We start from the raw sequence: 12,138 nt of genomic DNA, 5'->3' as shown, positions 1-12,138 counted from the left end.
GGGTGAATGATGTGTCTCACAACCGGTAACATCTGGCCCTAATAAGGTGCGGCGGGCCCGCAAGGACCACCGCCCCGGCCGTTGCGGGCCCGCGAACCGGCGCCCGCAGCGGCCACCGGGCGACCGCGGCACCGGCCCGACGGCCCGGGGAGCGCGACCGTGACTGACCAGTGGCGAGCGGTGCACATCGACGACGACCGGTCCGCGGCCGCTGTCCCCGACCCGCGGGTGGTGCACATCAGCGAGCGAATGCCGCGCTCGGCCGCCCCGTCCCCGCAGCAGCCCCCCGAACCCGGTCCGGCCGCCGGTACCGGAGCGGGTACCGGGGTGCCCGCTCAGAGCGGCACGCCCCTCATCGAGGCCCGGCGCGGGTTCCTGCGCCGGGCCGTGGGCTATCTGGCCGCCGATACCGGAGTGCGCCAGTTCGTCGACCTCGGTTCGCGCCTGCCTGCGGGCGAGGGCATCGGCCGGGCGGCGCGCGAGTACGCCCCCGGCTCCCGGGTCGTCTACGTCGACGCCGAATCCAGCGCCGCGCTGCGCGGCAGCCGCGCAGGCGCCGCGGGCACCGCGGCTGCCGTGGTCGCCGTCGGCCGGATGGATCCGGCGGCGCTGATCGCCGGCCTGTCCGGGCCCGGCCTGATCGACTTCGACGAACCCGTGGGTGTGCTGGTCACCGACACCACCGCGCTGCGCCGCGACGGCGTCGTCGTCCACGACCTGGTCCGCGCTCTGCACGCCCGGATGGGCCGCGGCGGGCACGTCGCCATTGCCCAGCCGGTTTCGCGTCCCGGCGATGCGCACTGCCGCGACTTCGCGGCGGGGGTGTTCGAGCCGTTCGCGCTGGTCGAGCCCGGGCTGGCCGACATGGCGTGGTGGCCCTACCCCGACGAGGAGGTCAGCGCCGAACCGACCGGCATCCTCGCCGGCCTGGGCCGCCGCACCTGAAACAGCGGTGCCCGCCCGTCGCCCGACGGGCGGGCACCGTCCGAGAGATCCAGGTGACCCCTTGCGGTGCACGCTCTAGGTGCAAGCGCAACCGCGCCTTCTCCGGCGGCGGCACGGCGGCGGCACAACGGCGATAAACCGGCGGCACGACACCAGGAGGGCCCGATGACCGAGTCGGTGCTGGGGGCCGAGATCCTCGGCCAGTTGGAGTTGCACTGGGACACCGCGGTGCGCCCGCGGCTGCACGGGCTCGACGACGACGAGTACTTCTGGGAACCGGTCGAAGGCTGCTGGTCGGTGCGGCCCTGCGCCGACGGCTCCTTTGCACCCGACCACTCCCGGCCCGAACCCGACCCTCCGCCGGTTACCACGATCGCCTGGCGGCTGTGCCACATCCTGGTGCCCGTGCTCGAGATGCGCATCGACCACCACTTCGGCGGCCGCACCATGTCGCTGGAGGGCGCGGCGTGGCCGGGCAGCGCGGCCGAGGCGCTGGACCGGCTTGAGGCCGCCTACCGCCGCTGGTGCAGCGAGGTACGCGGACTCGGCGATTCCGACTTCGCCGCGCCCGTGGGGGCCGCCGAACCCGCGAAGCGGGCCGGGGTCTCCTTCGCGACCCTGGCGCTGCACGTCAACCGCGAGATCATCCACCACCACGCCGAGGTCGCGCTGCTGCGCGACCTCTACCGCGCCAACCCGGCCCACCGCTGCGATTCGGTCTGAGCCGCCGGTAGCCGGACCGCGCCTGCGCGGCGCCCGGCCGCGGGCAGGCGCCCACCAATGGATGTGCGGCGGGCGGTATGCGTGCGGGCGGCACAAGCGGGTAGCCGCCCGGCGTTCCCGTCCGTTCCCCCGCTCCGGCGGCCCACGGTGGATTGCCCATGTCCGACACAACCGCCTCCTCAACCGCAACGGGCAGGTCCCCGGCGTTGCACGACACCATCGACCGGCTCGTCGCCTCGTTCCAGCGCGCCCGCAGCTACGCAGGGCCCGAGCGGGCGCAACTGCTGCTGGTCACCAAGAGTGCGCTGGCGGCCACTGCTGCCTGGGCCCTCGCCGTGCACGTGGTGCACGCGCAGTCGCCCGCGTTCGCGCCGTTCGCCGCAGTGCTGATCATCCAGGTGACCGTGCGCGAGTCGGTCGTGCGGTCGCTGCGCTTCGTCGTGGCCGCGGTACTGGGCGTCTCCCTGCAAGGGCTGCTCGGCTTCTTCTTCGAGGCCGACCTGTTCACGTTCTTCGCGGTGGCGGTGGTGGCCCTGGCACTGGGCCAGTGGCGGCGGCTGCGCCAGCAGGGCGGTTTGGTCACGACCTCGGCGTTCTTCGCCTACTCCGTCTTTATCACCGGCGATGGGGCCATCGACCGTGTCGCGGTGCTGGCCGAGCTGGTGGGGCTCGTGCTGCTGGGCTGCGCCATCGGGCTGGCGGTCAACGTGTTGCTGCTGCCTCCTGTGCGTTACCGGGGAGCCCGGTACGGGCTGACCAACACCGCCAGCGCGCTGCACGACCTGCTGGGCGAAATGGCCGAGTCGATGTGCGCCGGCTCGGTGAGCAGCGACGACTGTGCAGACTGGGCCTACCGCGTCGGGCGCATCGAGTCGCTGGGCAACCAGGCCCAGGAGTCGATTGCCGGTGCCCGAGAAGCGATGCGCTGGAACCCGCGCCGGCTGCTGAATCGCCCGCAGGTCCCGCTGGACGGCTACAGCCACCTCATCAACGAGGTCTCCGCCGCCGGCGGCCGGCTCCGCTCGGTCACCGACATCCTGCGCCGCAGAGCCGACACCTCCGACCCCGCGCAGGCGGGTTTCCTCCAGCGCTACGGCGAAATCCTCGACGACTTCCGCGTCGGGGTGCGCATCCTCGCCGATCTTCCCCCGGGACCGCTCCACGAGGCCGACGGCGAGTTCGGCGACAGCCTCGTACGCGCCCGCGAGGTCCACGACGACATGGCGCAGATGGCCGGCCCGGGCACCGACGCCACCGGCGGCCACGGCAACCTCGGCGACCCCCGGCTCTACGGCGGCCTACTGGTCGAGGCCGAGCGGATGCTCCTGGAAATGGAAGCGGCCCACGAAACCCTGCTCCGGTCCCCGCGGCCGACGGGCGCGGGGTGAGCGGGGTGAGGAGACGAGGGCGGCACGGTCGGATCCCCGAAGGGGGGCATAACCGGCCGCCCGCACGGCCCTCACACGGTCGCGGTCATGGTCACTGCTTGGGTCCAGGTTCGCCGCCGTGGATGCGCGTGCTCCACGCGCCCATTGCCAGCAGCCAATGGGGCACCAGCCGGACAGGGAAAGGAGCGTCGGTCTCGAACACGTCCGTTCCGAACGCCTGGGCGGCTTCGCGGTACTGGCCGTCGTCCAGTCGGAGTTCGAGTATTCCGGGTTCCTCCGCATCGAGAGTGATGATCCAGTAGGATTCGATGCCGAATTTCGCGTATTCCGTACGCTTGGTGTGGTGGTCGCGGAACGTACTGCTGGGCGAGACGATCTCGACCGCGAGGAGCGGAGGGCGGGTCAGGTAAGGGCCTTCAAAATCCGCGACGCGGAATACGGCGAGATCAGGAATCCGGTGATGAGTGCGGTCGGCGTTGAAATTGATGCCGGGGGCCGACAGGACCACGCACTCTTCGTCAGGTCCCTGAGTCGCGAGAACGTGACTCAGACGAGTGTCCACCAGGCTATGTTGCGAGGTCGGCGCCGGGGACACGTCAAGCCTCCCCTCGACCAGCTCGTAGCGCCTGCCGTCGTCCGGCATGTGCTCCAAGTCGTCGACCGTCAGTGGGCGCGGATCCGGATCCGTTTCGCCGATACTCATGAGTACCATGATGCCTCCTCGCGTTCATGGAAACCAGTATTCGGATCCGTGTTCGGTTACGGACGGGTACGCAAAAACTTCTCGGCCGCGAATCGCGGGCCGGTTGGCCTTTGGTGACCATTTTCCCGCATCTACACCACCTGCAGCGGATCCATGCGGATTTGGGCCGGGTGGTCGTCCTTGCGGGCGCTGCGGGCCGATGCGGCGGCCTTGAGGGATGCGGCGAGGGCGAGAGTGTCGCTGCGCGGCACGCGCAGCAGTGCCCGTTCGGCGGCGGGGTCGTCGGACTCGCCGCCTCCGAATCCGCTGCCGCCGCCCGCTCCCACCGGTACCGGGCCCAGGACCTCGGCCGAGTCCGGCAGTGCGAGCTGCTCCAGTAGTTCGCGTACGTGCGCCGGGTTGCCGGTGACCGACGCCATCGCGACCGCCGGCGGAAACCCGAGTTCGCGCCGCTCGGCGAGCTCCCGCTCGGCGAAGCCGGCGGGGTCCCACCGCACCAGCGCCTGGGCTGCCGCCACTCCGGCGTCGGCGACCACCACCACCTGGCCGCCCTCGGTGGCCGGGCGCACCAGCGCTGCGGCGTTGCACCAGCGGCGCAGCGCCTCCTCAGCGGCGCGCAGGTCGGCGCGGCCCAGCAGGGCCCACGAATCCAGCAGCACCGCCGCCGCATAGCCGCCGCTGGCCGCGGGTTCGGCGCCGGGAGTGGCCACCACCAGCGCCGGACGCGCGCCGACCTCGGTCAGCACCCCCTCGCGGCCGGAGGTGCGCACGGTCAGCGCGGGGAAGGCCCGCCCCAGCTCCTCGGCAGTGCGGCGGGAGCCGACAACGCCCGCGCGCATCCTGGCGGCGCCGCACGCCGCGCAGCGCCATTCGCCGGCGATCCGGCCGCACCAGCGGCAGTAGGGCATCGCGTGGGCGCCCTGCACCGCGAGCGGGCCCTGGCAGGAGCCGCAGCGCGCCGGTGCGCGGCAGGACCCGCAGGCCAGCGAGGCCAGGTAGCCGCGCCGCGGCACCTGGATAAGCACCGGCCCGCTGCGGGCGGCCTCGCGGGCGACGCGCAGCGCCACACTGGGGATACGGGCGGTGCGGGCAGCCTCGTCGCGGACGAGCTCGCTGTCGTCGCCCGAAGCCTGCACCCGCGGCGCGCGCTCGCGCACGGTGGCGCGGTCGGCGGCCAGCGGGTGCGCCCACCCGGACTCGACGAGCCGGGTGCCCTCGCTCGTGCGGGTGAAGCCGCCGATCAGCGCCCCCGCTCGCGCGCGGTGCGCGCGCATGGACAGCACGGTGCGGGCGTGCGGATAGGGCGCGTGCGGGTCGGCGTGCACGTCGTCGCCGTCGTCCCACAGCACCACCAGACCGATGTTGTGCACCGGAGCGAAGGCCGCGGCCCGGGTGCCCACGACGATCCGGACGCGTCCGCGCAGCACCGCCAGCCACCGGCGGTACCGCTCGGCGGGGCCCAGGCCCGCCGTCAGCGCGACATGGCGCCCCGTGCCCACCCGGGCGGCAAGGGCGGCGTCGACGGCCTCGACGTCGCGGCCGTCGGGCACCACGACGACCGCGCCCTGCCCGGCCGCGAGTGCGGTGGCGGCGGCGACGCTGATCGCGTCGGCCCAGTCGGGGCCCGGAAGCGCGCTCCACACGGCGCGCGGCGCCGAACCCGCGTGCAGCGCGGCGAGGAAGGAGCGGCCGGCCGGGTAGTGCGCCCACGGTCCGGGCTCGGGCGGAGCCGTCTCCTCCTGCCGTCCTTGCTGTGCCTGCTCTTGCTCCTGTCCCTGCTGCTCCTCCTGCTCTTCGTGCGCCGCCGCGCCGGTGGCCGCCGGACGCGCCGCACCCTCCTTATTCTCCGCGCCGTCCGTGCCGCCGCCGCTGTCGCCGCCCTGCTCCCCGCCGTCGCCGCCTGCGGCGGCCCCCGCCGCCGCGGGTTCGCCGCCCTCTTTCTCAACGCGGGCGTGGCGCGGCGGGATGGCCAGGCGCAGCACATCGTTGAGGGTGCCCGCGTAGCGGTCGGCGACCGCGCGGGCCAGGCCGCTGATCTCCGGAGTGAGTACCGGCTCGGACGAGACCACCTGGTGCAGATAGGCCAGCCGGCCCTGGAACTCCGACTCAGCGCAGCGTTCGATGAGGAAACCGGCGAGCAGTTGGCCGTTGAACCGCACCCGCACCCGGCAGCCGGGAACCGCCGCGGCATCCATGGTCTCGGGCACCCGGTAGTCGAAGAGCCGGTCGAGGTGGGGGAGCGGGGTGTCGACGGCCACGCGGGCGATGGGATCGCGGGCGGCGGGGCGCTGCTGCTTGGGGCGCTTGGCGCCGCCGCCGGATTTGGCGCCCTTGGCGCCGGCTGCGTTCTTGGCGTCCGGCCGTGCCGTGCCCGCTTTCGGCCCCTGCGGCCCGTCGAACAGGACCCCCTCCTCGGGGGCGGGCTGCGGAGTCATGGACACCAGGTCTACCAGAGCACGCCGACGCCCCCGCCGCGCTGCGCCGATGCGCGCGGGAACGGCAAGGCGCGCCCGGAACAGCGGGCGGGCTGGTAAACAAGGGACCGGGCAGTACACGATCGGTGCAACGGTGAGGAAGAGCGGTCCGCATGAAACTGGTCTTCGCAGGAACCCCGCAGGCTGCGGTGCCCTCACTCCGGGCGCTGCTGGGGTCCCACCACGAGGTGGCCGCGGTCGCGACCCGGCCCGACGCGCGTTCGGGGCGCGGCAGGCACGTCTCGCCCAGCCCGGTCGCCGAGGTGGCCGACGAAGCAGGGGTCGAGGTGCTCAAACCCGAGAAGGCGAGCGATCCCGCGTTCCTGGACCGGCTGCGCGACATCGCTCCCGACTGCTGCCCGGTGGTGGCCTACGGCGCGCTGCTGCGCCAGGAGGCACTCGACATCCCCGCGCACGGCTGGGTGAACCTGCACTTCTCCCTGCTTCCGCAGTGGCGCGGTGCCGCACCCGTGCAGCACGCGGTGCTGCACGGCGACGACCTCACCGGCGCGGCCACCTTCCGCATCGAACCCGACCTCGACTCCGGCCCCGTCTTCGGTTCGGTCGTCGAACCGATCGGCCCGCACGACACCAGCGGCGATCTCCTCGCCCGGCTCGCCGAAACGGGCGCGGGCCTGCTGCTGCGCACGCTGGACGGCATCGAGGCCGGCGAACTCGAAGCCCGCCCGCAAAGCGGTGCGGGGGTGTCGTTCGCGCCGAAGATCACCTCCGCCGACGCCGAGGTCGACTTCAGCGCACCGGCCATGCGGGTCGACCGGCTCATCCGGGCCTGCACCCCGGCTCCCGGAGCGTGGACCACCTTCCGCGGTGAACGCCTGAAACTGGGCCCGGTCCGCCCGGTCACCGACGCCGACGCGCTGCCGCCCGGCCGCACCGCCGTCACCAAGGACCGCGTGTTCGCCGGAACGGCCACCCACCCGGTGGAACTGGGCGAGGTCCAACCCCAGGGCAAGCGGCGCATGCCCGCCGTCGACTGGGCGCGCGGCGTGCGCCCCACCGACGACGACGTGCTGGGCGCCTCCTGACCCTGCCGCGCCGCGCGGCACCCGCCGCACCCGCCGCACCCGGCGGCGGCATCGCGACCACCGGCGCCCGGCACGCGTGCCGGGCGCTCCGGCCGCCCGCTCCGGCCGCCTGCACCCGGAAAAGTCCGCCGCTGACTCCGCCGGGTACGCAGAGTGAGTATCCTCGAAAGCCGGTCCGATCCCGATCCTGATCCGATCTCGAACCGGTTCTGATCTCGAAACCGATCCCGATTCGCCGGGGCCGGGTTGCCGTGTGCACGGGCCGATCGCAGATCCCCGGCGAGGCTGAAGGCAGAGTGCCACGTGAGTGACCGTTCCCGATCGCCCTACCGTTCGTCCCGCCGCAACGGGGGCAAGGGCGCCGGCGGCGCCGGTAACGCCAACGGCTCCACCGGCGCCAAGAACCCCCAGAACGGCAAAGACACCAAGGGCCCCAAGAACGCGCCGCCCGCTCCGAAGGACCCCGCCCGCCGGGTCGCCTACGACGTGCTGCGGGCGGTGCAGGACCGCGACGCCTACGCCAATCTCCTCCTGCCGTCGATGCTGCGCGAACGCGGCATCCAAGGACGCGACGCGGCCCTGGCCACCGAACTGACCTACGGCGCGCTGCGCCGGCAGGGCACCTATGACGCCATCCTGGACGCCTGCATCGACCGCTCCCTCAAGTCGGTCGACAGCGAGGTGCTGCCGGCCCTGCGGCTGGGCGCCCACCAGCTGCTTTCCACCGCCATCCCGCCGCATGCCGCCGTCAGCGCGACCGTTGACCTGGCACGCCGGGTGGTCGGCCACCACCGGGGCCGTTTCGCCAACGCCGTACTGCGCAAGGTCGGCCGCCGCACCCTGGACGAGTGGACGGCCGTGGTGGCACCCGAGCGCGCCGCGGACCCCGTCGGCTACCTCAGTGTCGTCCACAGCCACCCGCGCTGGATGGTCGAGGCGCTCGCCGCAGCGCTGGGCGACGACCCGTCGGCCGGCGGCGTCCCGCTCGCCGAGACCGAGCAGCTGCTGGCCGCACACAACGAGCGGCCGCAGGTGACCCTGGTCGCCAAGCCCGGGCGCGCCTCGACGGCCGACCTCCTCAGCGGCGGTGCCACCGCCGCCCGCTACTCGCCTTACGGCGCCTATCTGACCGAAGGCGACCCGGCCGCCCTGCGCGAGGTCCGCCAGCGCCGCGCCGCCGTCCAGGACGAAGCCAGCCAACTCGTGGCGTTGGCGCTGACCCGTGTCAGCGTCGAGGCCGCCGAGGGCGGCGAAGGCGCCGGCGGCGACGCCCGCTGGCTCGACGCGTGCGCCGGCCCCGGCGGCAAGTCGGGCCTGCTCGCCGGCCTGGCGGGCCAGCGCGGCGCGCGCCTGGTGGCGGCCGAGGTACAGCCGGCCCGCGCCGGCCTGGTCACCCAGGCTGTCGAGCGGTCCGTGCACGACTGCGGGCGCGTCGTGGTGGCCGACTCCACCCGCCCGGCCTGGCGCAGCGGCGCCTTCGACCGGGTGCTGGTCGATGCACCGTGCACCGGCCTGGGCGCGCTGCGCCGCCGCCCGGAGTCGCGGTGGCGCCGCACCCCGGAATCGGCTGAGAACCTGGCCCCCCTGCAGCGCGACCTGCTGCGCAGCGCGCTCGACTCCGTGCGCTCGGGCGGGGTGGTCGCCTATGTGACGTGTTCGCCGTACCTGCCCGAGACCGGCGGGGTGGTCGAGGCCGTCCTCGCCGAGCGCTCCGACACCGAAGTGCTGCGGGCGGCCGACCACCTCGGCGAGGTCCCCGGCATCGCCGCAGGAGCCGGCGGCGACTACGTCCAGTTCTGGCCGCACCGCCACGGCACCGACGCCATGTTCCTCGCGCTGCTGCGCAAACGGTGACTCCGCCGGCGCGGCCCCGCGGGCCGCGGCCCGCCGTCCGGCGCTCGCGCCGCGCCGCACCGGCGGCGGGGCCGCAAGCAGGCACCGCGCCCGCTAATAGACTCGGGCCCGTGGCAATCCAAATCTCACCCAGCATCCTCTCCGCCGACTTCGCGCATCTCGCCGACGAGGCCGCAGCGGTCGCCGACACAGCCGACTGGCTGCATGTCGACGTGATGGACAACCACTTCGTGCCCAACCTCACCCTGGGCCTACCGGTGGTGGAATCGCTGCTCAAAGCGGTGTCCGTGCCGATGGACTGCCATCTGATGATCGAGGACCCCGACCGCTGGGCGCCCGCCTACGCCGAGGCCGGCGCGGGCAGCGTCACCGTGCACGCCGAAGCCGCGCGCTCCCCGGTGCGCACGCTGCGGGAGATCCGCCGCCAGGGCGCGCGCGCCGGGCTGGCACTGAACCCCGGCACCGCGCTGGAGGGCTACGCCGACCTGCTGCCCGAGGTCGACATGCTGCTGCTGATGACCGTCGAGCCCGGGTTCGGCGGGCAGCGGTTCCTCGATCTCGTACTGCCGAAGATCCGCCGGGCCCGCGAGCTGGTCGCCGGTGCCGGGGGATCGGTCTGGCTGCAGGTCGACGGCGGAGTTGGCGCCGACACCATTGAGCGCGCCGCCGAAGCCGGCGCCGACGTCTTCGTGGCCGGCTCCTCGGTGTACAAGGCCGACGACCCCGCCGCGGCGGTCCGGTCGCTGCGCGCCCAGGCCGAGAAAGCCGCTGGAACGGCCGCCGCCGGCCTGTAGGCGGCCGGTCGGCGCAGGGACGCGGCCGGGCAGCGCCCGCCGGCGGCCCCGGCCCCCCGCGCGCAGTCCCCGCCCGTACCCGGGCCGGGCCACTGCGCGGGGTTGGGCGATCACCCGGTGGGCGTCTAAGATCGCATCCCCGAGGTCTGGAATCCGGTGTCGGAACGCACCGGATAAGGCGCGCTCCAGGCTCCGAGTTCGCTAAGAGGTGTGCATGGACGCGGTGTGGGGCGCCGAGGCCGGCGTTGTGGAGTGGGTCCAGGGCTGGGGCGGGTGGCTCGAACCGCCGATGCATGCGGTCAGCGCGCTCGGCTCCCAGGGGGTGCTGCTGGCGCTGGTGACCTTGCTGTTCTGGAGCGTCCACGCCGGCCTGGGGTCGCGCGCATTCGTCGTCACCTCCGGCGCCGCGCTGGTGAACGACCTGCTGAAGATCGTGCTGCACGGCGCGCGGCCGTCCTGGTACCACCACGGTGTGCGGTCGCTGACCACGCCCGGAACCTTCGGAGCCCCCTCCGGGCACGCCGTGACCTCGCTGGCACTGTGGGGCTATCTGGCGCTGACCATCCCCGGGCGGCTCGCGCCGCGCGTGCCCGCGCGGGGCGTGTGGGCCGCGGCGGCCGTACTGGTGGCTGTGGTGGGCCTGTCGCGGATCTACCTCGGCGCGCACTTCATCACCGACCTGCTGGCGGGCTGGGCCGTGGCCGCCGCGCTGCTATGGGCGGCGCTGCGCTACGAGGACGCGGTGCTGGCCCGCTGGCGCCGCCTGAGCCTGCCCGCACAGCTCGCGGCGGCGCTGGCGCTGTCGGCGGCCCCGGTGCTGGTGGCCGCCTGCTGGCAGGCCCTCTTCTACGCAGGCTGGACCCCGCCCGAGGCGTGGACCGGATCGGTGCCGCCCGGGCTCAACAGCACCTCGCTGGAGCACACCGCCGGTGTCGCCGGGGGCTTCTTCGGCGGTGTCGCCGGCCTGTCCGTGCTGGCCGCGCGCGGCTGGTACACCGCTGCGGGGCCGCTGGTCTCGCGCGCCGCCCGCTATGTGATTGGTATCTCCGGGATCGTGCTGATCCTGGCCGTGGTGCACGCGGCGGTCCCCGAAGCCGCCGGGGCGGTCGGCGCCCTGCGCGAGTTCCTGGTCTTTGCCCTGCTGGGGGCATGGAGCGCAGCGGGCGCGCCGGAGCTCTACTGCCGGATGGGCCTGGCCGGGCGGCCCGGCGCGGGCACGCCGGCGGGCGGCCCCGCGCAGGGCGGGGAATGAGCCGACGTGGCAGACTGTTCTCCTGAGAAGTTGACTCAACGCGTGCTCCGGGGTCGGTGAAAGTCCGAACCGGCGGTGACAGTCCGCGACCCGGCCGATGCCATCGGCCGGTTGAACCGGTGGAATTCCGGTACCGACGGTTAAAGTCCGGATGGGAGGCAGTACGCGTGGGATCGAACGAAACCGCGGGTGCCGCCCGCCTTCCCCGATCCCCAGTGCGGACCTGACCGCCTGCACGCCACCCCCGGAGCCTGATTCGGGTAAGGGGATGGATGGCACGTGTTCACCGGAATCATCGAAGAACTCGGTGAGGTCGCCGAGATCACGCAGGCGGGGGATTTCGCGGGCGATGCGCTTCGGCTGCGTGTGCGCGGCCCGCTCGTCACCGCCGATGCCGCACACGGGGCCTCGATAGCCGTCAACGGCGTCTGCCTCACCGTCGCCGAAACCGCAGAAGACCACTTCGCGGCCGATGTGATGAAGGAGACGCTGGACCGCTCCAGCCTCGGCGCGCTGACCACCGGTTCGCCGGTCAACCTGGAGCGCGCCGCCAAGGTCTCCGACCGCCTCGGCGGCCACATCGTGCAGGGCCACGTCGACGCCAAAGCCGAGGTCGTCGAACGCATCAGCGGTTCGCGGTGGGAGACCGTGCGGATCTCGCTGCCGCCCCACCTCGCGCGCTATGTCGTCGAGAAGGGCTCCATCACCGTCGACGGCGTGAGCCTGACCGTGGCCGAGGTGGCCGCCGACAGCTTCACCATCAGCCTCATCCCCACCACGCTCGACCTCACCACGCTGGGCACCAAGGGCATCGGCGCCCCGGTGAACCTGGAGGCCGACGTCATCGCCAAGTACGTCGAGAGCCTGATGGCCCACTCCCAGGCGGGCGCCTGATGGGCGGGCCGGCCGATGCCGGGCCCCCGCCGCTTTCGGCGCAGCGCCCGCCCGCCCACGCAGCC

Annotated in this window: 10 protein-coding genes and 1 riboswitch; of the genes, 8 read left to right on the top strand and 2 right to left on the bottom strand. The window is 73.6% G+C overall.

The annotated features are described in order from the left end of the window. The first annotated feature begins 159 nt into the window (after positions 1 to 159). The 3 genes from ACYVD5_RS09185 (at position 160) to ACYVD5_RS09175 (ending at position 3,056) form a co-directional block, all read left to right on the top strand. On the top strand, positions 160 to 945 hold the full coding sequence (locus tag ACYVD5_RS09185; RefSeq protein WP_461000521.1) for an SAM-dependent methyltransferase: 786 nt from the start codon (positions 160 to 162) through the stop codon (positions 943 to 945). Positions 946 to 1,110: 165 nt separating this feature from the next. Beyond that, complete coding sequence (locus ACYVD5_RS09180; RefSeq protein WP_461000520.1) at positions 1,111 to 1,668, top strand: DinB family protein; 558 nt, start codon at positions 1,111 to 1,113, stop codon at positions 1,666 to 1,668. A gap of 158 nt (positions 1,669 to 1,826) precedes the next feature. Beyond that, entirely contained in the window at positions 1,827 to 3,056 is a 1,230-nt protein-coding gene (locus ACYVD5_RS09175) for an FUSC family protein (RefSeq protein WP_461000519.1), read from the top strand. A 91-nt stretch (positions 3,057 to 3,147) separates the two neighbouring features. On the opposite strand, the gene ACYVD5_RS09170 is transcribed toward ACYVD5_RS09175, so the two are convergent. Continuing rightward, positions 3,148 to 3,768, bottom strand: coding sequence for a Uma2 family endonuclease (locus ACYVD5_RS09170; protein ID WP_461000518.1), 621 nt, complete (start codon positions 3,766 to 3,768; stop codon positions 3,148 to 3,150). Between the two features lie 122 nt (positions 3,769 to 3,890). Continuing rightward, positions 3,891 to 6,194, bottom strand: coding sequence for a primosomal protein N' (locus ACYVD5_RS09165; RefSeq protein ID WP_461000517.1), 2,304 nt, complete (start codon positions 6,192 to 6,194; stop codon positions 3,891 to 3,893). Positions 6,195 to 6,346: 152 nt separating this feature from the next. On the opposite strand from ACYVD5_RS09165, the gene fmt reads away from it, so the two are divergent. The 5 genes from fmt (at position 6,347) to ACYVD5_RS09140 (ending at position 12,073) form a co-directional block, all read left to right on the top strand. Further along, on the top strand, positions 6,347 to 7,279 hold the full coding sequence (fmt, locus tag ACYVD5_RS09160; RefSeq protein ID WP_461000516.1) for a methionyl-tRNA formyltransferase: 933 nt from the start codon (positions 6,347 to 6,349) through the stop codon (positions 7,277 to 7,279). Positions 7,280 to 7,582: 303 nt separating this feature from the next. Beyond that, a complete protein-coding gene (locus tag ACYVD5_RS09155) occupies positions 7,583 to 9,133 on the top strand; it encodes an RsmB/NOP family class I SAM-dependent RNA methyltransferase (RefSeq protein ID WP_461000515.1) in 1,551 nt (516 codons plus the stop codon). A gap of 110 nt (positions 9,134 to 9,243) precedes the next feature. Continuing rightward, entirely contained in the window at positions 9,244 to 9,927 is a 684-nt protein-coding gene (gene rpe, locus ACYVD5_RS09150; protein ID WP_461000514.1) for a ribulose-phosphate 3-epimerase, read from the top strand. A gap of 214 nt (positions 9,928 to 10,141) precedes the next feature. Beyond that, entirely contained in the window at positions 10,142 to 11,179 is a 1,038-nt protein-coding gene (locus ACYVD5_RS09145) for a phosphatase PAP2 family protein (protein WP_461000513.1), read from the top strand. Positions 11,180 to 11,217: 38 nt separating this feature from the next. Beyond that, a riboswitch (FMN riboswitch) is annotated at positions 11,218 to 11,348 on the top strand. A 110-nt stretch (positions 11,349 to 11,458) separates the two neighbouring features. Continuing rightward, positions 11,459 to 12,073 (top strand): riboflavin synthase, encoded by a 615-nt coding sequence (locus tag ACYVD5_RS09140; RefSeq protein ID WP_461000512.1) that lies wholly within the window; start codon positions 11,459 to 11,461, stop codon positions 12,071 to 12,073. Positions 12,074 to 12,138: the final 65 nt, after the last annotated feature.

Source organism: Streptomonospora sediminis (assembly GCF_054778995.1).
Note: the sequence above shows the minus strand (reverse complement) of the source record. Positions and strands in the feature narration are given on the sequence as shown.